Genomic DNA, 25,047 nt, shown 5'->3' with positions numbered 1-25,047 from the left:
AATTAACAGTCAACTACCTTAGAACAAAAAGGAACATCTCATGAACGAAGGGAAAATCTTAGAAGTTGTCGGTGCACGAGTTGACATAGATTTTTCAGGCGGCACATTGCCAGACATTCTAAACGCTGTTAAAGTTCAACGTTACGACGGAAGCGAGTTGACACTTGAGGTACAACAGCATTTAGGAGAACATCGGGTGCGCGCTGTGGCAATGGACACGACAGACGGTTTAGTGCGTGGCACAGTCGCAATTGATACCGGAGGTCCTATTACTGTTCCCGTCGGTGACGCGGTACTCGGTAGAGTGTTTGACGTAACAGGTCAACCGATCGATGAAAAGGGTCCGACAAGTGAATCAGAACGATACTCAATTCACAAACCGCCGCCGCCGCAAGCAGAACTCAGTACGGTTACGGAAATGTTAGAAACCGGTATCAAAGTTATTGATTTGATTCAACCGGTCGTCCGGGGTGGAAAGGTTGGATTTTTTGGGGGTGCTGGTGTTGGTAAAACAGTTCTTGTCGCTGAATTGATTTACAACATCGCCACACAACACGGGGGCTACTCTGTTTTCTGTGGTGTGGGTGAACGGACGCGTGAAGGGAACCAGTTCTGGATTGAAATGGATGAATACGGCGTGATGGATAAAACAGCGATGGTCTTCGGGCAGATGAACGAGCCACCGGGTGCTCGTCTGCGCGTTGGACTCGCTGGTTTGTCGATGGCGGAATATTTCCGAGATCAACAAGGTCAAGATGTTCTCATTTTTATTGACAACGTCTTCCGTTTTACACTCGCAGGGGGTGAGGTATCAGCACTTCTCGGACGGATGCCGTCTGCTGTCGGATACCAACCGACGCTCGCAACGGAAATGGGTGAACTCCAAGAACGTATCACCTCAACACAACACGGTTCGATTACCTCATTCCAAGCGGTCTACGTTCCGGCTGACGACTATACAGATCCAGCCGTTGTGTCTGTATTCGCACACCTTGACGCTGTAACGCGGTTGGAACGGAACATTACTCAAAAGGGAAGATATCCCGCTGTTGATCCATTAACCTCAAGTTCGCGTATCTTATCAGCGGATATTATCGGTGATGAACACTACCAGACCGCCTTTAACGTCAAACAAGTCTTACAGGAATACCAAAGCCTTCAGGATATTATTGCCATCCTCGGTGTAGATGAGTTGTCGGATGAGCAGAAGTTGGTAGTTAGTAGAGCGAGAAAAATAGAGATGTTCCTGACGCAACCGATGTTCGTCGCAGAACGTTTTACGGGGATACCGGGGAAATATGTCAAGATTGAGGATACCGTCCAAGGCTGCCAAGCGATTCTAAACGGTGATTGCGACGAGCTGCCTGAGCAGGCATTGCGCTATATCGGGACTATCGACGAGGCATTTGAACAGGCGAAAAGCGAAGAATTAGAGGCAGCGGATTAATTTTTAAACTATTAAATCTGGGGCCCCGCTCCACTACGTTTCGCGGTGATTTTCGGTTAATTCTAACCCCTCTGGGTTATAAAAGGTAAAAAATAGAGATAGGTAGATCCAAAACCTACCTCTACAGAATCGCACATCTCTTCAGTCGCGCTGGAATGCACCAAACACCATCGTGAAACGAAGTGGAACGATGCTCAGAGGCAGATAACTAAAAATATGCTAAATAGAAGTTTTCACATTGAGATACGGACACCAGAGCAATTGATCTATGAAGGGGATGTAACGAGTATTCGTGCGCCGGGAGTCGAGGGTAATTTCGAGATTCTGGCGGGTCATCTCCCTTTTCTGACCGCATTAGACATCGGCGAGATCCGTATTCGTGAATCGGAAACGCCACAGCTAATGGCAATAAGCGGAGGGGTCTTTGAGGTCCTGCGTACCGGTGTTACAGCACTGGTAGAGACGGCGGAGTGGGCATCGGAGATTGACGTGGAGCGCGCCGAAAATGCCCGCGAGCGTGCGCAAGCAGAACTCGCGGCAAATGCGCCGGATCTGAACCGTCCACAATCGGAGGCGGCACTCGCGAGAGCGAAAAATCGCATTAAGGTGGCGAATAATTTGTAGATGTTGACTCACGGTATCTCGTAGTCTCAATTCTTAGGGGGGTAGGCGAGGTTTGACACACCACCAGTGGCGTGCGGTTCATCTTGACTGATAAGAAAATTGCATAGGTACTGAACAAGAGGGCGAAAAGATGAGAAATTTTGGAACCCGAGGCCCCGTCAATGCACAAGAGAATTACATTGTCAGCCGTACCGAAGAAACTGCAGATTTCAGCAACCGCGTCAAAGAGGGACGATATATCGTTCTTTTTGCACCTCGCCAGTCGGGAAAAACGACCTTTTTTCAATGCGCCCTGGACACACTCGCAACCGCCACTACAGAAATTGTAGAACCCACCTACTTCCCAATCCGACTGAATTTTGAAGAGTATGAAGACTTTGCTCCTTCTGCTTTTTATGCCTCCTTTTATAGAGAAATTCGCAAAGAAATTGAAGGTGTTTTCCGAAAACGCGGAAGTACGCCGACTGAGACGCTAAACCAATTTTTAGAGAACGCAAGGATAACCGATCACGTTGAAATGAGGGAGTTCTTTGAACGCCTCGCTGATTTTCTTGACAATCAGAAGGTTGTCCTTGTCATAGATGAGTTTGATGGCATTCCCGGAGCTGCAGTAAAAGGTTTTCTGCATTCACTCCGCCACATCTACCTGCCGGGTAAGCCCCGATGTCCCCACAGTATCGGTATCATCGGGGTTAAAAGCATCACACAACTGAGTTACGACCGATCCATCTCGCCCTTCAATATCCAAGATGAGTTCCATCTGTCCAATTTCACGCTGGCGCATGTGCAAGAACTTCTCGTGCAGTACACTGATGAAATCGGGCAAGCCTTCGCGCCAGAGGTTATTGAAAGCCTCCATAAACAAACTGCGGGCCAACCCTTCCTCGTCAATCGATTCGCGCAGATACTCACAGAGGAATTAGACATTCCCAAAACCGAGCCGGTAACGATGGAGCATTTTGCAGCGGCACACGCCCGACTCCTTCGTGAACGAAACACCAACATTGATCATCTAACAACGAACATCCGCAAAAACCGACACTTTGAAAGAATACTCATGGAGATTATGACGTATGAGGAAGGCATACGCTTTAATTTACACGATGAACTCATCAGCGAACTCGCAACCTATGGCGTTATCGGAGAAGGACCTGACGGAAGGTGTGAAATTCTTAATCCGATTTATCTGCATCATATCATGCAGGCATTTACGCCCGCGGTGAACGGCTTGGAACGAGACTACTTTGCAGAAGAAAACATCAACGGATTTCTCAATTATCTCACCCCTGCAGGACAGATTGAGATGGAACCGCTCTTAGATAACTTCCGGGATTTTATTACCCGCGCAGGTTTTAGGATTCTGCAAGTCCCTGAAACCCCGCAAGAATACGTCGGAAGGCACCTGCTCCTGACGTATTTGGATTCGTTTGTCCAGACAGTGGGCGGCATCATGTCATTTGAAGTACCAACTGGGCGCGGGAAGATGGATCTCCTTATCACCCACAACCAGCGAAAATACATCGTCGAAACCAAGATTTGGCGAGGCGATACTCGGTATCAGGCTGGGAAAAAGCAACTCGCCGCGTATCTCAAAATAGAAAACGTGCAAGAGGGATACTATATCGTTTTTGATCACCGGAAAGAACCGGAACCCCGCGTAGAAACCGATTACTTTGACAACTTAACAATTCGGAGTTATGTCATCCCTGTCATTCAAGAAGTCCCTTCACACAGATAGATGTTCATCAAACAACACGCGCATTAGCAAACTCCAGAGTCATCTGTAAGTAAGCCACAACTTGCTCATGTGAGACTGTCGGGAAATCGTCAAGAAATACATCAAGCGAGTCGCCTGCAACAAGGTGCTGAATTAGGCTTTCAACTGGCACGCGAGTGCCAGCAAAAACTAAGGTGCCGTGCATCACGTGTGGATCTTGGGAGACAATTCGTTCTTTCTCCATAACTCACTTCTCTTCCTGCCTATATTATCGGTTATTACAATCCCATGTCAAAGTTCGTGTCGGTTACATTTTTACCGTCGCGAGTCGCGTATAGAAAGCCGTTATTCCGATCGATGTCCTGCGTAGCCACGCGGATTCTCAAAAGCATCTACCCATAGATCACACCACGCTTGATGTTCAGAAAGGACAGATCCGGGGTTCTCTCGGCTGCGGACGATAAAATCGGGATGCGCTGTGCGTCCGGTATGCACGCCAGTGGGTTGATAGCGCAAATCTAACGACCAGCGGCACCTATCAGACGTATTGGGTTGAGAACGATGCGGTGTGAAACGGCTCAACAAGATGAGGTCGCCCCGATAACACTCCAGCATAAGCGGTTCGACATCCGGCATCAAGTCTGGAACAATCATCGTCCCACCCTCTTTCTGATGACGGAGATAGCCTTTCTCCTCGGTAATTCCGGGCAATGCCTGTAGACATCCCATCTCTACGGTACTATCGCCTAACGGAAGCCAGCATGTGACGATATTTGACCCTTCAGCTTCCGGCATCATAACCCCGGCATCCTGATGCCACGGCACCCCACCTGCCCAACTTGCATTTCCGTCTATAACGGGTGGTTTTGCCCGTACATGCTGAATTGGATTACAGGTAATCTCAGGTCCAACAATCCCTTCAATAACATCCAATAAGTTGTCGTTTCTCAAGAATTCAAAGATTGCCTTACCGCGGTAGTGCATGATATCCATCCCGTGGGCCATCTCACCGGATTGTGCCAACAATTTTGCAAATCGGCGATCAAAGGGTTCGTCTCCATAAAGGTCTTCGATTTCGCCTTCTTCTTTCAAGGCGAGGGCGCGTTCGGAAATCCAATCCGAAATCTCGTCAATCACGGGTTGCAGGTCTTCGTCAGTCAACGCATTTTTGACTATTAGGACACCTTGCGTCCAAAAAGTTTCACACTGCTCTGGCGTGAGTTTCATAAGGAAAATATCTCCATTTTCATAAGACTTGTAAACTAAATTCGTCTCTATTTCATATTATCCACTATAAAAAGTTGTGCGTATATGATACCATGCATGTTGAAGAAAATCAATAAGGAGTATTATGAAATGAAAGGCAAACGGATTGTGATGCCAGCGAAACGTTCGGCAACGCTGGAGGATTTTGAACTTGATGAGACGCTTACACCGAACCAAATCTTACTGAAAACGCACTATAGCCTGATTAGCCCCGGCACCGAAGGCGCAGGATACACTGGACTTCAAGAGGGGACGCGTTTTCCACACGGTTCTGGTTACACGGCAATCGGTGAAGTCCTTAAAGTCGGTGAAAATGTGACAAAATGTGTTGAGGGGGATCTCGCCTTCTGTTACGGTCCACACGCCTCCATTGCTAAAACAGAGTCAGTGCTTCTGGCATTTAAATCACCTCTGGATATAGATGAGAAATTGGTTCCCTTTGTCCGAATGGCAACGGTAGCGATGACCTCTCTGCGGGTATCATCTGCTGAATTTGGGGATACTGTCGCGATTATTGGCTTGGGGTTAGTTGGTAACTCTGCATCCCAACTCTTCAATTTGGCAGGTATGAAGGTTATCAGTATTGAACGCGTGCCACGCCGCCTCGAAATCGCTCGACAGTGCGGCATTCAACATCTGATTAACCCTGATGAAGAAGATGCCCTGGAACGCGTCATTGCGCTGACAAACGGTGAAAAAACGGCTGTCACGGTTGAAGCGATCGGAAATCCACGGCTCGTCGAAACGGCTTACCAATTGACTGGCAGAAAAGGTGAAGTTATACTGCTCGGTTCGCCGCGCGGCGAGTATGTAACGAATGCTACGGATATCTTGAACTACAGTCATCGCGCCAGTTTAGGAGCGATTACGCTCAAAAGCGCGCACGAGTGGGTCTATCCGACGATGCACACAGGCGAATCGAAACACTCGCTTGAACGCAACTCGCACTTGGCGTATTCACTGATGTGTGAAGGTAAATTCAAGGTAGAAGAGTTACTGACACACGTCATCGACCCTGAAGATGCCCAGTCTGCTTACGATGGGTTGACAGATAGGAAAGATGAATACTTAGGCGTAATTATGGATTGGACGTAGCATCAGAAGTCGGGCTTCGGAGATCCCAACTACATGGCAGAGATTTGAAGAGAAAAAGGCGAGGTTAGAAACCTCGCCTACAAGGGGTGGCGTATTTTAACAACGATTATTCGAGCCACCGACTCTGAAATTCCGCTACCATCGCTTCAGGTGCGCCGTGTTGTGCTAAGAACTCCAAAAACGCTTGGTAGAGCCGACGCGCTTCCCCTGTATCCGATTCAAATCGATTCTGCTCCTGTTCCGGATCAGAGGGCAAATGGAACAAAGACTTCGGGCCGCCCTGATTCTCTAAAAGCAGAGACCAAGTGCCATCAGTAATGCTCCCATGTGGACTCCCCCCATCAGGACTCCATCCGCCGACCCAAGCACCGTGCGTCACTGCATATTCACGCCCCGTATCGGTGTCGCCCATGATAGCAGGGAGGAGACTATTGCCTTCCACTTGCGCGCCGCCTGCTGCACCGAACAAGTCAACAACAGTCGCAGGAATATCGGCGATACTCGTGAGTGCCTCCGTATGGCGTGGTGCTGCATCCGGGTGATAAACCAGAAGCGGGATATGGATGACCTCTTCATACATACTCAGATTCTTTGCGAGCAGCCCGTGTTCACCCAATAGGAAGCCGTGGTCTGCCATGAAAATTATCATTGTATTTTCCATCAAACCCATGTAGTCAATCTTTCGTAGGAGCTGCCCAATCCAATTGTCAACCAGCGAGGCTTCGGCGCGATAGAGAGCGTTGAGACGTTCCGTCTCACGTTCGTTCATAGGATTGGGACCGTAAGGCGGATAGATCGGTTCTGGTCCATCGTAGTCACTTGAATCGAAACGCCTCAGATACCATTCTGGAGCATCCCACGGTTCGTGTGGATCGAAGGTGTCTACCATGAGGTAGAAGTTTTCATGTTGGTGATTACGCTCCAACCAGTCGCAAGCCGTTTGCATAGTCTTCGCAACGAAAGTATCTGCTTCGGTCTGTCGAAAGGAGATATTCCTGAGATGATTGCCGAGACCGCCAGGTAACCTATTTGGATGTGTTCGGGTATACGTGCGATACTGCAGTGCTTCCTTCGATTCATAATCGTAGGGCTGTGTCTCTAAACAGTCGCCTTCTTGCCCGCGAATCCACTTCCATCCTGTAAACCCACGATTGTAAAAGAAGCCGTTGTTGATATGATGCGGTGTATCGGCAATCATCATACTCACAATACCAGCTTTCGTTAAGTCATCAGCGATGACAGGAACATCTCGTTTGAGCGGTTCCCACCCTCTTCGACAGATGCTGACTTGCCCTGTCACGAGTTCACCTCGTATCGGGACAGTCGGAAAGCCACAAACGTACGCTTTATCAAAAACGACACATTTCTCCGCGAGGGCATTTAGGGATGGCGTGTATCCTTTACCGCCAAAAATCGCAAGATTGTCGCGTCGAAATGTGTCTGAAATAATGTGAATAATGTTCATATTTATGCCTCTATTGGTTATTGGTTATTGATTATTGATTGTTAGTTAAGAGGAGTCTCGTAACAACCGACCCCTCTTAACCATTAACCATTAACTAACTGCTAATTGCTAATTATAGCGTGTTTTCGGTTTCCAATGTTGACAATTTAGCTGCCCCTTGCGCGTCAATATGAAGCCTCTTTTCGCGATCAGCCATTTGCACGACAGCCGGTAATAGCCCATAAATTCCCCAAAAAGGCACACCAATAGCGTCGCCGTTCAGGAGATTGTTCACAGTAAAATGCACCATCAATGACAGTTCAGCGGCCATCAGTCCAATAACGACAGCGCGGTAAAAGCCGTCTTCTAACCTTCGGAGGGCACGAAAGCCGTAGCGTAAGAACGCAACATTAAGCCATATCCACACGCCTAACCCGACAATCCCTAATTCCGCCAGAACTTGAAGATATTCACTGTGTGCGCCGAGTTGATACTGTGCCGTGTAACTCCCAACGAGTGCGACATCTTCCTCGTAAAGCATCGCAAACGCGCCATAGCCCTTCCCCAAAATCGGGTTTTCAAGGAACATCACTGCTGCCTGTCCCCATCGCAAGAGCCGTGCTCGGTTTGAAGCATAAGAGATGTCCACTGCAGATGTAATTCTCTCAATAATAATGTTATAGACTCCCGGTAGATTCAGACAGACGAATAAGATAAGACATGCGGCACCGATAAACAGAATCTTTTTATGCGTAACGCCTCTTCCGAGTTGCATCAGCATAAATCCAACTGCTACGACCACGGAAAGCCAGACACCACGTGAAAAACATAAAAGGAGTCCAACACTAAAACAGACGAACCACGCCGTCCAGAGCACTTTATCGTAGGTACCATCGTCAAAGAGAAGGCGACTGAGACAGATGAGAAAAAAGATGGCGGTGAAAGAGCCGTAAACGGAGTAGTTCGTAAAGGGTGCGCTCCGATATGCACTCGTCCACTGCCAAGCATCAATATGGTAGATGAGGACAACAACTGTCCAGATAACGGCAACGGCTGCAGACGGAAAGATAGCAATAAAAAGCCGTTTCAGTGCAGTTCTGTTTTGGATAACGGCATACACTATCACACTAAATAGCATGTAAACAACCGCACGGAACGCGCCTTTAAGGGTAACAAAAAGATCTGGTGTATTGATTGCGGAAAGGAATGTAACGAGGATGTAGCAGCAGAGCGGCCGGCAAAAAGGAAACTTGTTTTCGGACTTCGGCTTCTGAAGGGCGCGGTTAACTATCTTTTGAACACCATAAACGGCAACGAGCATGCCTAACAGCGGCTCTGTCGGTGTTTGAATCTCAAAACTACCCGGGACAATATAGCGGAACGAAAAGGGTAGAGCAATTAGCAGCAAATAGACGGCGATCTCCATGCCCAGAAAAATAAAGACAGCCGTTGCAGCCAATAAACTCAGGAGCGGGAGTGGGGTCTCTGAGTAGCCGCCAATAATACCGCCGAATACCAGACAGACAACAAGTGGGATAATTCGTTTGCCATACTTCAAGGATATCCACTGAACGCGGACAACTAAAACCGCATTTCAATGCCCAGACCGATTGCGGTGCCATCCAAAATTAGATTGAGCGGTGTAGTGCCGGTCGTCTCTATTGTTTTCAGTATCCGTTTCAATTCAAAGTTGAGTGAGAAGTTCTGTTCCCATTGAAACAGTTCCGCTCCGATGAGAACATATCCGGTTGGACCAGAAGAACCGTCATCAAAACTAATGCCCTGTTGTTCAAGTAGATCGAGTGCGCTCCCACTAAAACTTGCTCCCAAGAAACCGACCCCGCCGCCGACATAGATCGGAATAAATTCAGATAGAAGCACTGGACGATAGATAAACTGGTAGGAAGCCGGAATGAGAGTAGTGGAGAGTTCCACTGAGATTGGCGGTGGAATGTCAAGTTGCATCTGCCAATAACCGAACTCAAAACGTGAGTTTAACTCCGGTGTATGTTCAAATACGACTGAAAACATAGGGAGCAGTGCACTGGGAACCTGTTCGACGCCGACGCTCTGGAGGAGGTCCGTGAGTCCGCCCAATTGAGGCTTGTAGGAGAACAGTGAGAGTTGAAACGATGGAGATTGGAGGTATTCGGCTAAAAACGCTCGGACGGGTGACGGTCGTAATGGAGTGACATCAGTAGTCTCCGCGAGGGTTACGCAATGAAGCAAAAGGAATAGCAAAAGACAAGCAAGTGCCAAACGCATAAACGACAAAGCCCTTATCTGAAGTATATCAGTAGAGGAAAGCGATACAGAAACGGTGGGCGGGCACGGGCCCCGCCCCACGTTGATAAGAAAAAATTAGGCTACGTCATTGGCTCCAAACAACCAGAATGACTTCAACCGAAGGAGAAAGTTTAGAATGGCTGGTCAAGCGCACCAGCTGGAACCAGAATGACTTCGACTCTGCGATTCATCGCTCTGCCAGCGGAAGTGTTCTGGGGTGCGATGGGATCGGTATGTGCTTTACCAATTGCCTCAATTCTGCTGGTATCAATTCCTTTGGATTCAAGGTATTTTGCAGCTGAGTTGGCGCGGGCTTGAGAGAGATCCCAATTGCTTCTATAGCTGCCCCGTAAGACCGGCGTGCCATCCGCATGTCCAACGACCATGATTTTTGCATCCGAATCTGCCTTGAGTTGCTCAACAACACCGTTAAGCATTTCTTGGCCTTCCGTGGATAAACGGGTTTGTCCACTCCCAAAACGGACAGTCGCCACAAGCGTAGGTTTCGCGGCGACCTCTGCTTCTACCATAGCAAGTCCTTCTTTCAAGGACATTACTTCGGATTCAAGCTTTTTAATCGCATCGTCCTGGGCTGCATCAGCTGTATCGTGTGCGTCAAGTCGCTGTTGCAGTTTTGCGTCTTCACCTTGGGCAAATTCCATCGCTTTTTGCCCTTGCATATCAATAGCCTTGGTCAAGTCGGCGCGGAGTTGTGCGTCCTGTTCCATTGAGGCTTGATTTGCAGCAGCGATAGTGTCGGCATCACCTTGCTGAGATGCGGCAATCGCCTCATTCTTTGCGGCAGCGATTGTATCCTCAGTATCTTTCGCCTGCTGATCAACTTTTGCCTCTAACATAGTGACTTTGTTTGTAATGTCAGCATCAGCTTGTTCCATCTGTGAGACATGTTCATTCTTCCACATTTCAAACTCTTCTTGGTCCAGCTTCCCGCAGCTACTAACAATAAGTGCAACTCCCAAAAGAGCGATAATCGTGAAAGCGGTTCTACTTATCATGGATTCCTCCTAAGTTATTTACAACAATTTAGAGCGTTGTTCGCCAGCTGATATCTAAGAAGCAGGCGTTCAAGTTAAGCCCAAAAATCAATTTTCACAGTATCTTGGAATTCTGCTCAAATTCCGCCTGAATGTGCGTATATGGACAGGACAATCCCCTTTCCTACACAGACAAAAGTTTTCAATGCCCGAAACTGCACTCCGAACTCACAATGTAAGACACCCGCAAGCAATTCTCCCCGACAGGCACTTTTAATATAAATTATACCACCTTTTCTAAAAAAAAGTCAAAAGTTTTTTCACGCTTAACAGAAAGCCAAGGTTAAGCGTAAAAAGAGGCTTGATTTTTGATGCAGGATAGAGTAAAATTTTGTCACCTATGGGCACAGAAAATCTTGGTCTGGAAGCCCTCTTCGGTAGTTACGCTTCGTAAACACGCTGCGTCTATTTCCCATAATACAGTAAGGAAGGTCGTTGACAGAATGGGACAGATAAGTATCATTTTAATCGCCGGGCTCATCTCCCTTTTTCACTTTGAACCACCGGAAACACGGATGAACATCAGTGATATGCAGGTGGTCCTTTGGACAATTGTGTTGACGGGCTACCCTATTCTTATAGCGTATTTCGTGACAGCGTATGTTGCGCGAACTTTTCCTGCCCATAAAGAGGAAAACCTACCGAAACTCCATCGGCTGCGCCGCTATATGATTGCCTTTGAATGCCTCAGCTTAGCGGGTTATCTGTGCAACCTATATCTATTGAATCTGCCGGTATTGATTGATAAATATTTCGCATTTTTTCCGATGGAAAATTTGCGTCAGATGCTTGCATTGTTTCCGCTTTTGGTCGGGTTAATTTGCATTCGGCTTGCGTTTTACCAAGTAAATCAACTCCAACCGGGACACTACCGAGAAGTCCTGAGTCTTCAATTTAAGTTTCTACTTTTCCCACTGCTGCCGATGTTCATTTACCTCATAACAATAGACGCACTTCATTGGCTCCCATACTCGGCGAAGGTGTTCATCGTTGAACATCCATACATTTTAATCGGACTCATCCTACCAGTGATTGTCTCGGCGTATATCCTTGTGCCGTTACTAATGCAGTTTCTGTGGAAAACAGAACCGTTGGCTCCAAATTCAGGACTAAAGACCCGGTTAGAACAGTTAACAAAACAGAGCGGGGCAAAACATAAAGATATTATGGTCTGGCAGACGGGTTCACTGTTGATAGCAAATGCAGCTGTTGCGGGGACCCTCCCGTGGAATCGGCGTATTTTTTTGACAGATGCGCTCCTGGAATACTTTACAGATGACGAAATTGAGACCGTTGTCGCGCACGAACTTGGCCATATTCGTTACAAACACATTCAAACTTATATGCTCTTTTCACTCTTCTACCTGTTGAGTTATCCGTTCTTTTATGTCCTTGTTGAAGAACCGCTGGTGATACATTTTGGGGAATCACAAATTTTGCCAACGCTCTGCTCAATGACTTTTCTGATTACCTATTTCGTGTTAATATTCCGATATTTGTCAAGACGCTGTGAACATCAAGCGGATCTGTATGCGGTCAGGCTCACAGAAAAACCGGAAGCCTTCAAAACGGCATTAATGAAACTGGCAGTACTGAATTCAGCACCGAAATCAATTCGGCGGTTATTTGAAATGTTCAACACCCATCCATCCATCCATCGGCGAATTGGCTTCATCAATCAGTGGATCGCCCGCAGTTCGCAGATTCAACGTTACAAAAACTACCTAATTGAAGTTAAAATTCTGATTGTCTTACTCCCGATATTCTGTGTGCTTGCGGTACTATTGCTCCGCTAAGATAAGCATGCCAATTAAGAGCATCCTTCTGCCCTGAACAAACACTTTAATCGAGAGCTTCTGTGGAGAGTTACTGTGGTGCTTCCTTTTCAATTGCAAACTGTAGCCTTTCGACTATCCGGTACAATGGCAATTCATATTTTTCTTGAAGGCGACGTTTTTCATCAGCAATATGGAACGCAACAAGCAGTGGAACCCTTTGTTCGTCAAAGCCCTTTCTGAGATAAGATTCAACCAAACTTTTGACATATTCAACAAGTTCGTTGATATTGTCGGAGGTTAGGTCTTCAGTTGGCTTGATGGTATAGGGCGTTCCGAGTATGACAAATCGAATCGGCTTAAAGTCGTGTTCTTGCTCTTGCATTATGTTGTTATTGACCCCTTTCGTATTTCTTAGTGAACTGTATGAGATTCTCAGATTGCGCTACAACACCTATATAGAAAGTGCTTGTTGCATCGTCTGGGTACAGGGGGGAACACCCGTCCATTTTTCAAAAGCGATAGCCCCTTGATGAATTAGCATTCCGATGCCACCAAGCGTTTGACATCCGTGTTCAGCGGCTGCCCTCATGAGAGGCGTCACCGGCGGTGTATAGACAATGTCGTAAACGATAGCATGCGGTTGAAGCCAGTCAACAGAAATCAGCAGTGGTTGTGTCAGATCCATACTCGCCGTAGCAGTATTGACAAGAAGCGTGCTTTGGCGAACAGCATCCGCCACCCGCGCATCTGTAAGTCCCATCCCATGCATCGACACACCTGTTTTTTGCTGCATTTCTTCTGCTAATGCGATAGCCTTCTCGGTTGTGCGATTGGCAATTGTTATAGATGCAACGCCTGCAAGGGCGAATGCAACGACAATGGCTCTTGCTGCGCCCCCTGCCCCCAAGACGACGACATTTTCACCGACGGGTATAGACAGGTTTCCGTCCTCTTCTAAAGCTCTTAAAACACCCGGTGCGTCCGTATTATCACCGTGTATCCCATCCTCAAGAAAAGTGAGTGTATTGACAGCTCCGATAAGCTCGGCTTCCCTTGAAATCGATGTAAGATATGGAATAACAGCCTGTTTATGTGGGAGTGTCACGTTAATGCCAACGACGTTAAGTGCCTTGAATCCTGCGATCGCCTGCGCCAAATCATCCGGTCGGACATGAAAGGGCACATAGACATAATCAAGACCCGCTTTCGCAAAGGCGGCATTCTGCATTTGCGGTGAACGGCTGTGTTCAATCGGATCACCGATAACGCCAACAACGCGAGTGTGTCCTGTCACTGTCAGCATGGATCGTGTCTGCATTGTAGTGCGCTTCTCCGAAAACTATTTGTGTGCAAGTAAGTCCTCAACTGTCTGTTTCGCCGTTTCCATTTTGGGGTAACGGATCCCCCGATAACCGCGGACCTCTTCAGCACATTCCAATGCTTGGAGATGCTTTTCATAAGCCTCTTCACCGTTGGGTGCAAAAGTGTCAATCACACGGGTGATATACCACTCCCGGAACGCTTTCTCCTTTGCGTGCCACTGCGGCAGCCATCGCCTGAGAAATTTCATACGTCTCATCAGGTTTAATTGCCAATTTCGTGTATCAATATCTCCTTCGATGTCAAGTCCCATCACAGTGAAATGAGGCCGGTTGAGATGAATATACTGAATTCTATCACCGTTCGCGGTATCAACCTTATACAATTCCTTGTCACGCTGCAATTTCTCTTCGCTCGTCAAGAGGTGTGCGACGTAAACTTCATCTTTAATCAGCATGACTTTGTGCAGGTACCTGATCGCGGCTTTTGTGGCGCGATAGTCGTAATCAGCCGTATCGTATGCGTAAACCTGCTTAATCTTCTCAACATATCTACGTGCGTAGTCGATATCCGCAAACTGAACGAGGTCGTAGATATAGAGTGCCAACATTCGGTTGACGCTCTCCGAGCTGATGTCCAATGTTTTCACTACATTCTCGACGAGGGTCACGTATTCCCGCGCTAAACGCTTCCCGCGCCATTTCCGCGCCAAGATCCGCTGTTTTGCTTCAAGCATCTCATTATAAGTTACTAACGTCTTTATTGACGGTGCGTTAACAGAAGATTCAGATGATTCCAAGGCAAGACGACGTCCGACGGTAAACGCTCTCATGTTAGTATCCAAATCGGCATGCGGAACCATTTGCTTGAGTGCAAGTTGCAAAGGTCCCAATTCAAGGGGTATCAACTGGCGTTGGAAGGCAGTACCGAGGAGCATCATGTTAGCATATAATTTACTCCCAAACAATTGTTCAGAAACCGCAAAGAGATCTATGCCGAAATACGCGTCGGTATTGGTATACGCCTGAAGGTCATCTTCAAGTGTCTCTGGATCAAAATGGTCCTTGCCGATAAGCGTGGATATAGTTTCAGTTTTGGCTGTATTTACCACGGCAGCGGTGCGTGATGGCGATGCGATACGGAAAAGGGAATTGGCAGTAATGCCACGAACGGCTTCCAAAATGTCGAGTCCTAATAGAAGATCCGCCTTGCCATACGGAATCATCGGTGAGGCGTGAACGTCGGACCGCGTATACGCGATATGAGTATAGACACCTCCATTGCGAATCGCTAAGCCTTTCCTGTCGCAAAATGTCACGTCGTAGCCTTGGAGATATCCCGCAACGACGAGGACCTTAGAAATCGTGCCAATACCCATACCACCGACCCCTGCGGCGTAGATGTTCCAATTTCTCTCAAAATTCAGTGGAGGCGGTGGAGGTAAAGGGTCATCACTCAAAAGCCCGCGATAACCAGATGCTACATCCGTCTCTTGAGGCGGACGTTTCCGTGTGACGATAACCTCTTCAAAGGCTGGACAGGCATATTTAATCCGCGCGCATGCCCCATCGGAGACACAATTCGAGCGATCAATCGCAATTTTCTCACCGTAATCGGTATCAATAATTTTCAAACCCGGACACCCTGTAGCAGTTGTGCATTCCCGACAAAATTCGCAGACTTCAGGGGTAATATTGATATGTTTTTCGTATTTAAGGAAACCGTCCTTGACTATAGTTTTTCGTTGCTCTCGGCGTACCCGGCGATGATAGGTGATTGCGCACTCCTTATCAGCAATGACAATTTTGACACCGGATTTGAGAATGGTTTTTTCAAGGTATTTTTTATAGTTGACCCGATCTTCAGGGTTAGTGCGGACAATTTCTATCCCAGAGTCGCCAGCGAGTCCTTGTGCGACTTGCTCAATGTCTTGTGCGAAGGTGGGATTACCAAGCAGATCACGTTCATCAGCGGGTGTCGGTTGATGCCCCGTCATTGCCGTTGTCTGGTTGTCTAAAATGATGTAGGCGATGTCTTGGTCGTTTTTAATTGAATCCGAAATCGCTGACATACCGCCGTGAAAAAAGGTCGAATCCCCCATGAAAACGATCTGTTTGTTTTGAATAAATGGATCAATCCCGGCACCAGCACCGCCCCCTAATGCCATCGCAGAGAGATTGTGCATCAACCTCGGAAAGGGTTCATATTTGAGCATAGAATAACAACCGATATCACCGTGAAAGACAAGATCCACCGGTCCCGAACCGTGATATTTTTTCATGTAATCGGGATCCATAAATTGATCTGTGATTTCAAGAAAAACGCTTGAAGAGTCGCGATGTGGACAGCCTGGACAGAAGGTAGGCGTGCGTTGCGGAATATCAATCTGTTGTTCGGAGACCTGTTTTTGGAGTGCTTCTTCACGTGCAAAGTGCTCAGTATCAATAGTTGTGTCTGCTGTACCGAGACGGTCTCTAAGAAGTGGAATAAGTTTCTGAATGAGAATAGAGGCATCCAAGCCAGAGGCTACCGGCACACCCGCCAAACCGTTAGGGAATTGCTTGCCCCAGACATTTACGTACCGTTTGATGTCGCCACCTTGATACATTTGCGTGAGAAGTGCTTTGATTTCGTTTTCTAAGAGCGGACGTTTCTCTTCAACAACATAAATTTCGTCTACCTGCTCGGCAAATTCCCGGACGATGTCCGAATCAATCGGGTGGGTCATACCGAGCTTGAGGATTGGGATATCGCCATGCAGGTTCAACTCTTCAAGTGCGTGGAGGAGGCAGCTATACGCCAAGCCTGCGCTGACAAATCCGAGAGGGTGTCTCTTTGTAGTTGAAGCCTTCTCAAGAAACTGGATCTTGTTGAGTTCTAAAGCGCGTGCGGTCTCAAGCGCGGCAGGCAACCTTTCTCGTAACGTTTCGACCTCAATTCGAGCGGTATGGGGTGGTAAGACGACCCGCTTATCAGCATCAATGAGTTGCGTATCAAGATTAATTCGCTTTAAATCGCTAATATCGGGGTAAATGTTAGGACGCAGTTCAACGTTACCGCCACCACTCGCTTGATTCTCAGTTGTTAGATAGCAGACATAGAGATTTGCAGCAGCGGAAATTTGGAAGGCGCAATCAATCCAGTCTTTAAGTTCCTGAAATGTGCCGGGTTCAAGCAGGGGGGTGTAGACATGCCGCACCAAAAACCGAGAATCCGCTGGGACCTGGGTACTGTGCGACCAAGTATCATCACCGATAACAACGACAGCCCCCCCGGTTGTGCCAGCGAGATTGCTAATTGCAAGCGCATCGGAAGCAACATGTAAACCGACGCTTTTCATAAACGTGATTGCGCGAAGGTCTGCCATTTGCGAACCGTTGAGTCGAGCGATACTCAATGCCTCGTTGTTGGCTATCTGGGCAACAATGCCATTGGTCTTCAACAATTCAGCATTCCGCTCAATAACGTCAAACACTTCAGCAAGTGGGGAACCGGGATAGCCTGTAAGGAGGCTAACCCCGCTCTCCAAAGCCCCTTTGACTAACAATTCGCAACCCGTATAAACATGTGCAGCACTGGCTTGTGTAAACCTTTCATCCATTTTTTTACGGCTGTCGGCTGTCGGCTTTCAGCCCTCAGTATAGAGTTCTCTGATGAAGTCGTCTCCTCTTGCTAACCGCTACGCAAGTCGCGTGTGGACTTGCGCGACAGTGCTGACCGCTGACGGCTCCCCCCTATTTTTCAAACAATAATTCACGTGCATGGGCAAGTCCAATCTCAGTCTCTTCACCTCCATGCATTCGGGCAATTTCGTTAATCTGTTCCTCCGGTGTCAGGGATTTTGCTGTAATCAGTGTGCGTTCTCCATCAACGACCTTCTTTTCTACGCGGAAATGTCTGTCTGCGAAACGAGCAATCTGAGGGAGGTGGGTAATACAGATTACCTGTGCGAATTCAGAAAGCTCCTTCAACTTCCTACCGACCACGTTCGCCACTTTGCCACCAATTCCGCTATCAATTTCATCGAAAAGAAGCGTTGGGATTTCATCTACTTGCACCAATACCGTCTTCAAAGCGAGCATAATGCGTGAGATTTCGCCGCCTGATGCAATTTTGGAAATCGGACGCGCCTCAGAACCGACATTCGGTGCGATTAAGAACTCGACATCATCCATTCCGTGAGAGCGGAAGGCGTAGTGCTTACCGTCTATCTGAAATGGCCCCCGTTCGTCGGCTATGTGCTGGACAGATGCTTGAAATTCTGCCTTGTCCATGCCGAGCGTTCGCAATTCCTTCTCAATCTGCTTTGAAAGCTGCTTGGCAACGTGCTGACGTTTCACAGAAAGCGAACGACACAGATGTCGCGCCTCTTGAACGGTTTTGTCGATTTCTACCTGAAGTGATTTTTGCTTTTCTGAACCGAGTTCTAACGTCTGCAATTTCTGCGCTGCTTCGGCGTGGTAGGCTAATATCTCAGCGATCGTATTGCCGTAACGCCGTTTGAGTTTCGAGATCAGTGCCAAACGGTCGGTAACCTCGTCCAAGCGCATAGGATTGTATTCCACGGTATCCCTATATTGGCGGACGTGTAAGGCGACATCTTCGAGTTCGTAGAGGGATGTTTCCAAGCGTTCTTGGACTTCCGAGAGGCTGTTATCTAACTCGGACAATTTCGCAAGCGTCTTTGCGCCATCTTTGAGTCGTTCGAGCACCGATGCGTTGCTGCTATTAGAAGTATCACTATCCAGTAAGGCATACAGGCGGCTGGCAGCGTTAGCCAATTCTTCGGCATTGCTAAGTATACGGGCTTCAGCGGCCAATTCTTCGTCTTCACCCTCCTCAAGACTCGCTGCGTCGAGTTCTTTAATCTCAAATTCAAGGAGGTCTTTTTCCCGTTCTGATGCCCGCAAAGTTTGTGTCAGGTCGGCTGCTTCTTGTTGTAAGGCTTGTAAGTGGGCATGAACCTTGCTAATATGCTGTCTCGCCTCACTACATCCCCCGAAATCATCTAAAAGCCTGAGATGGGTTTGTGTTCTAAACAAGGATTGATGTTCATGTTGGCCGTGGATATCAACGAGCAAAGCCCCAATCGCTTGAAGCTGGCTCAAGTTCACCAACCGTCCATTAACATGACAACGGCTTCTACCGGCGGCACTAATCCTTCTGGAGAGAATTGTGGCATCTGACGGGTCCAAAACATCGCTAAAAGCGAAATCTGTGTGCCACATTGGATGCTGCGCGTGAGGTGCGACCCCTGCTTCTACTTTTGCGAAATCGGTACCTTCGCGTACAATATCGGCAGAGACCCTCTCACCTAAGACCAGTCCAATTGATCTGAGAATAACGGATTTACCAGCACCCGTCTCACCGGTAAAAATATTTAGCCCAGGTGCGAGTTCCAAGTCAAGTTCGTCTATGAGTGCAATGTTGCGGATAGAGAGTGTTTCTATCATTTCGACGGTATACGGTTATCGGTTAACTAAACGCTGATAACCATTCCTCTAAGGACATCTGACCCTTTACCTAACATTTCTGACACTTTCACCTAACATTAGTTTTTCACGTAAGGCTTTGTAATAACTATGATGCTGAGAACGGATGAGTTGAATTGTACGTTCTGCTTTTTCTACTTTTATGACTGCCCCTGCAGTGAGGCTGTGTGTCTCACGCTGTCCATCGACAAAAACATCAACGCTCTGATATGCAGCGCGCATTTTGACGGTGATCTCCGCCTCACCATGGGCAATGAACGGACGCACTGTCAAACTGTGCGGTGCGATAGGTGTCAAAAGGATTGCTTCCAATTGCGGCTCGACAATAGTGCCTGCGCAAGAGAGCGAATATCCCGTTGACCCACTTGGCGTTGCGATAATTAAGCCGTCAGCATTATACGGAATAAAGAGCTCACCATCAATATACGCATCCAACTCGATGAGACGCGTGTAATGCCGAATAACAACATCGTTGAGCGCGAAAGCCCGAAATGGTTCTGGAAACCCTTGGCTGTCGACAACAACCTCCAACATCATCCGATGTTCTATACGATAATCCCCGGTCAAAAGACTTTCCAAAGTTGGATAGAGTTCATCAAGCGACGCATCCGTCAGAAACCCGAGCGTTCCAATATTGATCGCAAGGATTGGAACATTTTCAATCTTCGGTGTATGTGCTGCGCTTAGGAGCGTACCATCTCCACCAAGGACGAGCATCACATCGGCTTGTTGTACGACTTCGGTTCTGGAGATTGGTGTATCGCTGGTTCGCCCCAACGCCGATGCCTGTTCGTCTGGCAGGAGGGGTATAATCCCGCGCGTCTCAAGCCACGTGTATACGCCTTCAACGACACTTGCCGCATTCGCTTTGGTTGTATTGACGAAAAAACCGACGCTTTTTATCTTTTTCATTTAATGGCTAATCGCGGTTCGCGGTTCGCTATTCCTCTAATTCTCCAAACGGGTAAAGAGAAAAATCACACCACAACCGACGAGAAAAGCCCCTGTCGTGATAAGCAGGTTCACATCCAGCTGAGGGAGAATATGAGCCGTGTCTATCCGTTCCCCATCAGCCATTGCGAACTTACGAAAGGGCCATAATCCATAAAGCGATCCCACCATTAATCCGATAAGAAAGGCAATTGTCAAGTTGCGATAGCGTTCCAAGAGGTAGTTAAGTAATCGTGTAAAAGCGAGCAGCCCGAACAGACACCCGATTGTGGTAACTCCGATTATCAGTAAACTCGCTAACATCACCTCGTCGAAAACCCCGTTGAGCAATTTCGGAACGCCTTCTATTAAGGTGTTTATTGCGGTTAAGAGCCGAAAGTAGACACCGAGAGCAATCATCAGAAAGGAGCCGCTGATGCCGGGCAGAATCATCGCCGAAATAGCCAATGCCCCGCTTCCAAAAAAGATCCCAAAGTCCCAATAGGTCGGAAAAGCGGTTCGCTGGACATTGGTATCCACCGCAATCTCACTTCCAGATTTATAGGCGACCCGCTCTAACTGCTTTTCACTCGTACCGACAGACAGACTTAGCACAAGCACGACAGCAACCAGTAACACAAGTAATTCTCTCACCCCACATCGTTTTAGCATTCGTGCCGGGACCAGAATAGATGTTAAAATGAGTCCACTAAAGAAGCCGTAAGTTGGATCATGATGGTCGTTCAGCAGATAGACAATCAGCTTCGATGTGAGCAGGATTGACGCTATCGCGCCAGTGCCTAACAGTGCGAGAAAACCGAAGTCAATACGATGCAGTTCTGTTTCTGCTGCTGCGAAGGCATCCTTTTTTAACCTTACCACGCCGAGTAAGTTTTTTACTGTTGAAAGTCCGATGTTTCGTAAGGCTCCAATGAGCCGCTCATAGATACCTAAAACAAGTGCGAGCGTTCCGCCGCTCATGCCGGGAATGATGTTGGCGATGCCTATCAAAAACCCGTTAATAAAAAACCGGAGTGAATTCATATTTTTATAGTTACCAGTTAGAATCAATAGCCTGCCTACAGCACCTTTTCAAGTGATACACATAAGTATATCAAAGTTCCGTAAAAATTGTCAAGAAAAATGCGCCTGTCTACCAGAGGCGTTTAATTTTCAGTTGTCTGAATGCACATCGCATTTATCGGGATTATGAACCGTTCTACAACAGAAGGAGGATTGCGCAAAAGAATGAAATTATTGGAAAACTGAATAGTCTTGCAGATTTAATTTGGCTTGCAAGGCAAATTATGATACGATTTTTCATGGAAAAACATAAATAATAATAATTACAGAAATTAAGGGGTCTATCGGCATCCGAAATTGGTAAGGAGGTATTAGGATGCAAATGAAAATTGGGATTATGGTAACTGTCCTGCTGGTGTTGGGTTTGACGTTTGTGGTGACGTTGGTACTACTGTCAAATAAAACCCCATCGGAATCTACAACCCAAAGAACGCAAGTATCCAATGACACAAATAATGCGGATGCCTCCAGTGGTATCTCCTTATTCGGTTTCATTGCCGTCAAGCCTGTGATTAGTCTTGATACATGCCTGTTCCTTTTAGCTGCTATCCTTGCGTTTATTTTCGCGCGTAGAGCACGATCTAACACGACACCAGAACTCACCAGCGAAGACGTAAGTAAATCTGAAAACGACAATAAGGTTAATGATAGCATAGAAGCAGTCAAGCGAAACCCGAATGCCCATCACATAGATCGGGCTATAGTTGATGCCTATGCTTTACAACGGAGTGGTGATATTGCTGGCGCAATTGAAAAATGGGACTCTATCGCCAATGTCCTGGAAGATAACGATAAGAATCTCGCTGCCCAAGCCTTGGTTTCGGTGGGTTATCTATATGTCGCAGAAGGTAAGGGAGAGGATGGACTTTCAGCCTTAGACAAGGCAATTGCGTTGAAGCCCGATTTGGCGGAAGCGTATAACAATCGCGGTATGGCGAAAAATGCCCTTGGAGAACATCGGGGCGCACTTGCCGACTTTGATGTAGCGATTCTACTCAACCCAAACTATGCAGAAGCGTATAACAATCGCGGTGTGGCGAAAAGTGCCCTTGGAGAACATCAGGACGCACTTGCTGACTTTGACGAAGCAATTCGGCTGAAACCTGATTATACTGAGGCGTACATCGGTCGCGGCAGTGTCAGAAGTTTAATCGGTCAAGGGGAAGCAGCGATCAACGACTATACTGAAGCAATTCGGCTCAAACCTGATTACGCCGAAGCATATTACGATAGAGGCAGTTTAAAAAGAAAATACGAACAGTACACCGACGCTCAGGAAGCCCTCTCTGACTACAATGAGGCGATTCAGATAAAGCCAGATTACGCGCTCGCTTACGCTAACCGAGGAATCTTAAGAAGCGATCTGGGGCAGGTCAATGAGGCAAAAACGGATTGCGAAACAGCGTTGGAATTAGCAGACGAACACGAAATAGAAGCTTTGAAACCCTGGTTGCTAACCGATCAATCGTGACATCGCCGGAAAACTGAATTGCCTTCATCTATGCAGCTAATTTCACTTGAAATCTACCGCGAACGGGTCTATAATACTTCACATAAATGTATACATTAGGAGGGCAACACAGGAGTGCGAGACATCAAACCAACGCATAAGCCGATCAAAACCTTTTACGCAGAACTCAAACAATACGAAAATCTCGGTGCAACAAATGAAACCGAAATCCGACTCGCCTTCGCAACGCTCCTCCAACACTACGCTCGTCAAAACAATCTAACGCTTATCTGTGAAAAACCCCTCCGAACACCTTAGCATACTACAATTTACGTCGATGGTATGCTTACGGATAACGACTTCGGTTTACCGCCCTGCATCACCCTTCGTATCGGGAACGGTATCAGATGAACCTCAAGCGGGACTTGCCCCACATTCCGTTTGCTAAAGACTTCTGGAAGTTTGTCGAGGCGGGGAAACGCTTAGCACATATCCATGTCCACTATGAAGACCAGCCTCCGTATAAGTTAGACCTGAGCGAAACACCGGATATGCCACTGGATTGGCGTGTGGAGCAGATGAAATTCTCTAAAGACAAAACACAGATAAAATACAACGATTTCTTGACCTTGGCGGGTATCCCTGCCGAGGCGTTTCAGTATCGGTTAGGGAACCGCGCAGCGTTAGAGTGGGTGGTAGATCAGTATCGTGTGAAGACAGATAGACGGAGTGGCATCGTGAACGACCCGAACCGCGCAGATGATGAGACGTATATCGTGGATTTGATTCGGAAGGTTATCAGTGTGAGTTTGGAGACGGTGGGGATTGTTGAAAAGTTGTCGGGATTAGACATTAACAAGGAGGAATCATAATGTGTAGGAAAATTGGGATTATGGCGGTTGTATTGGTATTAGGTGTGATGTGTGCCGGAGAGTTGATGATATTGTCTGCGCAGGATTCAACGGGATCTGCAACCCAGCAAACGCAAACTCCAAATGACACATCAAAAGAACAAGCATCAACCCAAACGCCGCGTGATCCCGCTACTCAGCAAACACAAACTCCAAATGATACAATAGGGGAAAGCCCATCTACTGGTATCCGTATATTTGGTATCCATTTCGATCCTATAATCAGATTGGACATGTCCCTCAGTATCCTTATTGCGGTCCTTGTTTTTGTTTTCGGTAGTAAGACGCGATCCAAACCCCCTCCGGAATTGACGAGTGAAGAAGTAAGCAAACCAGAGAATGCCAGTGAGGTCGAGGAGTACATTAAAGCAATTGAGCGGAATCCTAAAGCCACTCTTGTAGAAAAAGCTATTGCTGACGCTTATGCATTGCAACGGAGCGAAAAAATTGAAGAGGCAATTGAGAAATGGCGTTCCATTGCTAACATAGCAGAAGGACACGATAAAGCCTGGGCATTTCGAGCCTGGGCATCAGTAGGTTTTCTCTATATTAATGAAGGTATAGGACAGGAGGCACTCGCTGCCTTAGACAAGGCACTTAATTTGAAACCGGATTCCGCTGAAATTTACAATGGTAGAGGTGGGGCTAAGCTCATGCTTAAGAATTATCATAACGCGCTTGCTGACTGTGACGAGGCGATCCGACTGAAACCTGATTATGTCGAGACTTACAATACTCGTGCTCTGGTAAAACAGGATCTTGAAAGGTATCAAGATGCCCTTGCTGACTGTGACGAGGCGATCCGACTGAAACCTGATTTTACTCGAGCTTACAATACCCGCGGAACTGTAAAGTTACTCCTCAAGAACTATCAAGATGCGATTGCAGATTTTGACGAAGCAATCCGATTAGAACCGAACGATGCACAATTCTACAATAATCGCGGGATTACAAACGGAGATTCTGGCAACTATGAGGCTGCACTTGAGGATTTTAATAAGGCAATTGAGTTGAAACCAGATGATGCTGGTGCCTATAATAGCCGGGGGATTGCAAACAGGAAGTCTGGCAATCACGAGGCTGCACTTGAGGACTTTGACGAAGCAATCCGATTAGAACCGAACGATGCACAATTCTACAATAATCGCG

General features: G+C 47.3%; 20 protein-coding genes and 1 pseudogene. 9 read left to right on the top strand and 12 right to left on the bottom strand.

What is annotated here, in order from left to right; genetic code table 11:
• The first annotated feature begins 40 nt into the window (after positions 1-40).
• From atpD to OXN25_10000, 3 genes are all read left to right on the top strand, one after another.
• Positions 41-1,447, top strand: coding sequence for a F0F1 ATP synthase subunit beta (atpD, locus tag OXN25_10010; protein ID MDE0425191.1), 1,407 nt, complete (start codon positions 41-43; stop codon positions 1,445-1,447).
• 216 nt (positions 1,448-1,663) lie between these two features.
• Entirely contained in the window at positions 1,664-2,071 is a 408-nt protein-coding gene (locus OXN25_10005; protein ID MDE0425190.1) for a F0F1 ATP synthase subunit epsilon, read from the top strand.
• 130 nt (positions 2,072-2,201) lie between these two features.
• The gene (locus OXN25_10000) at positions 2,202-3,809 is read left to right on the top strand and encodes an AAA-like domain-containing protein (protein ID MDE0425189.1); all 1,608 of its coding nucleotides are present in this window, start codon (positions 2,202-2,204) and stop codon (positions 3,807-3,809) included.
• Between the two features lie 7 nt (positions 3,810-3,816).
• Here the strand turns inward: OXN25_10000 and OXN25_09995 are convergent, their stop codons facing one another.
• Positions 3,817-4,032: a DUF433 domain-containing protein gene (locus tag OXN25_09995; protein ID MDE0425188.1), complete on the bottom strand. Its 216-nt coding sequence runs from the start codon at positions 4,030-4,032 to the stop codon at positions 3,817-3,819.
• Between the two features lie 101 nt (positions 4,033-4,133).
• Positions 4,134-5,015, bottom strand: a complete 882-nt coding sequence (locus tag OXN25_09990; protein MDE0425187.1) for a phytanoyl-CoA dioxygenase family protein — start codon at positions 5,013-5,015, stop codon at positions 4,134-4,136.
• A gap of 129 nt (positions 5,016-5,144) precedes the next feature.
• On the opposite strand from OXN25_09990, the gene OXN25_09985 reads away from it, so the two are divergent.
• A complete protein-coding gene (locus tag OXN25_09985; GenBank protein MDE0425186.1) occupies positions 5,145-6,149 on the top strand; it encodes a zinc-binding alcohol dehydrogenase in 1,005 nt (334 codons plus the stop codon).
• 106 nt (positions 6,150-6,255) lie between these two features.
• Here OXN25_09985 and OXN25_09980 read toward each other — a convergent pair whose 3' ends face one another.
• The 4 genes from OXN25_09980 to OXN25_09965 all read right to left on the bottom strand — a co-directional run bounded on the left by OXN25_09980 (position 6,256) and on the right by OXN25_09965 (position 10,895).
• Positions 6,256-7,614 carry a sulfatase gene (locus OXN25_09980; protein ID MDE0425185.1) on the bottom strand — a complete coding sequence of 453 codons (1,359 nt, stop codon included), beginning with the start codon at positions 7,612-7,614 and terminating at the stop codon, positions 6,256-6,258.
• Positions 7,615-7,726: 112 nt separating this feature from the next.
• Positions 7,727-9,151, bottom strand: a complete 1,425-nt coding sequence (locus tag OXN25_09975) for an O-antigen ligase family protein (protein MDE0425184.1) — start codon at positions 9,149-9,151, stop codon at positions 7,727-7,729.
• Positions 9,152-9,174: 23 nt separating this feature from the next.
• Entirely contained in the window at positions 9,175-9,858 is a 684-nt protein-coding gene (locus OXN25_09970; GenBank protein MDE0425183.1) for a hypothetical protein, read from the bottom strand.
• Positions 9,859-10,010: 152 nt separating this feature from the next.
• Complete coding sequence (locus tag OXN25_09965; GenBank protein MDE0425182.1) at positions 10,011-10,895, bottom strand: OmpA family protein; 885 nt, start codon at positions 10,893-10,895, stop codon at positions 10,011-10,013.
• 482 nt (positions 10,896-11,377) lie between these two features.
• On the opposite strand from OXN25_09965, the gene OXN25_09960 reads away from it, so the two are divergent.
• Positions 11,378-12,730: a M48 family metallopeptidase gene (locus tag OXN25_09960; protein ID MDE0425181.1), complete on the top strand. Its 1,353-nt coding sequence runs from the start codon at positions 11,378-11,380 to the stop codon at positions 12,728-12,730.
• Between the two features lie 70 nt (positions 12,731-12,800).
• Here the strand turns inward: OXN25_09960 and OXN25_09955 are convergent, their stop codons facing one another.
• The 6 genes from OXN25_09955 to OXN25_09930 form a co-directional block, all read right to left on the bottom strand.
• Entirely contained in the window at positions 12,801-13,094 is a 294-nt protein-coding gene (locus OXN25_09955; protein MDE0425180.1) for a cell division protein ZapA, read from the bottom strand.
• 69 nt (positions 13,095-13,163) lie between these two features.
• Entirely contained in the window at positions 13,164-14,030 is an 867-nt protein-coding gene (locus OXN25_09950; GenBank protein MDE0425179.1) for a shikimate dehydrogenase, read from the bottom strand.
• Positions 14,031-14,051: 21 nt separating this feature from the next.
• A complete protein-coding gene (locus OXN25_09945; protein ID MDE0425178.1) occupies positions 14,052-17,633 on the bottom strand; it encodes a thiamine pyrophosphate-dependent enzyme in 3,582 nt (1,193 codons plus the stop codon).
• Between the two features lie 133 nt (positions 17,634-17,766).
• Entirely contained in the window at positions 17,767-19,485 is a 1,719-nt protein-coding gene (recN, locus tag OXN25_09940) for a DNA repair protein RecN (protein ID MDE0425177.1), read from the bottom strand.
• Positions 19,486-19,551: 66 nt separating this feature from the next.
• Positions 19,552-20,436 (bottom strand): NAD(+)/NADH kinase, encoded by an 885-nt coding sequence (locus OXN25_09935; GenBank protein MDE0425176.1) that lies wholly within the window; start codon positions 20,434-20,436, stop codon positions 19,552-19,554.
• A 36-nt stretch (positions 20,437-20,472) separates the two neighbouring features.
• Entirely contained in the window at positions 20,473-21,498 is a 1,026-nt protein-coding gene (locus OXN25_09930; GenBank protein MDE0425175.1) for a DUF368 domain-containing protein, read from the bottom strand.
• 355 nt (positions 21,499-21,853) lie between these two features.
• Between OXN25_09930 and OXN25_09925 the strand changes: the two genes are divergently transcribed.
• The 4 genes and pseudogenes from OXN25_09925 to OXN25_09910 form a co-directional block, all read left to right on the top strand.
• The gene (locus OXN25_09925) at positions 21,854-23,008 is read left to right on the top strand and encodes a tetratricopeptide repeat protein (protein MDE0425174.1); all 1,155 of its coding nucleotides are present in this window, start codon (positions 21,854-21,856) and stop codon (positions 23,006-23,008) included.
• 114 nt (positions 23,009-23,122) lie between these two features.
• Positions 23,123-23,305: a hypothetical protein gene (locus OXN25_09920; GenBank protein MDE0425173.1), complete on the top strand. Its 183-nt coding sequence runs from the start codon at positions 23,123-23,125 to the stop codon at positions 23,303-23,305.
• A gap of 56 nt (positions 23,306-23,361) precedes the next feature.
• A pseudogene (locus OXN25_09915) lies at positions 23,362-23,859 on the top strand (DNA helicase).
• Positions 23,859-25,047, top strand: a 1,189-nt coding sequence (locus OXN25_09910) for a tetratricopeptide repeat protein (GenBank protein ID MDE0425172.1), incomplete at its 3' end; no start/stop codon positions are given. The pseudogene OXN25_09915 and the gene OXN25_09910, both read left to right, overlap by 1 nt.

The sequence above is a fragment of the Candidatus Poribacteria bacterium genome, assembly GCA_028820845.1.
In the GTDB taxonomy this organism is placed as follows: Bacteria; Poribacteria; WGA-4E; order WGA-4E; family WGA-3G; genus WGA-3G.
Note: the sequence above shows the minus strand (reverse complement) of the source record. Positions and strands in the feature narration are given on the sequence as shown.

What these genes read in the sequence shown, in the direction of transcription:
- OXN25_09965 (MDE0425182.1), bottom strand. Translation starts at nt 10,895, where the DNA reads ATGATAAGTAGAACCGCTTTCACGATTATCGCTCTTTTGGGAGTTGCA.
- OXN25_09930 (MDE0425175.1), bottom strand. Translation starts at nt 21,498, where the DNA reads ATGAATTCACTCCGGTTTTTTATTAACGGGTTTTTGATAGGCATCGCC.
- OXN25_09985 (MDE0425186.1), top strand. Translation starts at nt 5,145, where the DNA reads ATGAAAGGCAAACGGATTGTGATGCCAGCGAAACGTTCGGCAACGCTG.
- atpD (MDE0425191.1), top strand. Translation starts at nt 41, where the DNA reads ATGAACGAAGGGAAAATCTTAGAAGTTGTCGGTGCACGAGTTGACATA.
- OXN25_09980 (MDE0425185.1), bottom strand. Translation starts at nt 7,614, where the DNA reads ATGAACATTATTCACATTATTTCAGACACATTTCGACGCGACAATCTT.
- OXN25_09995 (MDE0425188.1), bottom strand. Translation starts at nt 4,032, where the DNA reads ATGGAGAAAGAACGAATTGTCTCCCAAGATCCACACGTGATGCACGGC.
- OXN25_09960 (MDE0425181.1), top strand. Translation starts at nt 11,378, where the DNA reads ATGGGACAGATAAGTATCATTTTAATCGCCGGGCTCATCTCCCTTTTT.
- recN (MDE0425177.1), bottom strand. Translation starts at nt 19,485, where the DNA reads ATGATAGAAACACTCTCTATCCGCAACATTGCACTCATAGACGAACTT.
- OXN25_09935 (MDE0425176.1), bottom strand. Translation starts at nt 20,436, where the DNA reads ATGAAAAAGATAAAAAGCGTCGGTTTTTTCGTCAATACAACCAAAGCG.
- OXN25_10005 (MDE0425190.1), top strand. Translation starts at nt 1,664, where the DNA reads ATGCTAAATAGAAGTTTTCACATTGAGATACGGACACCAGAGCAATTG.
- OXN25_09955 (MDE0425180.1), bottom strand. Translation starts at nt 13,094, where the DNA reads ATGCAAGAGCAAGAACACGACTTTAAGCCGATTCGATTTGTCATACTC.
- OXN25_10000 (MDE0425189.1), top strand. Translation starts at nt 2,202, where the DNA reads ATGAGAAATTTTGGAACCCGAGGCCCCGTCAATGCACAAGAGAATTAC.
- OXN25_09970 (MDE0425183.1), bottom strand. Translation starts at nt 9,858, where the DNA reads ATGCGTTTGGCACTTGCTTGTCTTTTGCTATTCCTTTTGCTTCATTGC.
- OXN25_09990 (MDE0425187.1), bottom strand. Translation starts at nt 5,015, where the DNA reads ATGAAACTCACGCCAGAGCAGTGTGAAACTTTTTGGACGCAAGGTGTC.
- OXN25_09925 (MDE0425174.1), top strand. Translation starts at nt 21,854, where the DNA reads ATGCAAATGAAAATTGGGATTATGGTAACTGTCCTGCTGGTGTTGGGT.
- OXN25_09950 (MDE0425179.1), bottom strand. Translation starts at nt 14,030, where the DNA reads ATGCAGACACGATCCATGCTGACAGTGACAGGACACACTCGCGTTGTT.
- OXN25_09945 (MDE0425178.1), bottom strand. Translation starts at nt 17,633, where the DNA reads ATGGATGAAAGGTTTACACAAGCCAGTGCTGCACATGTTTATACGGGT.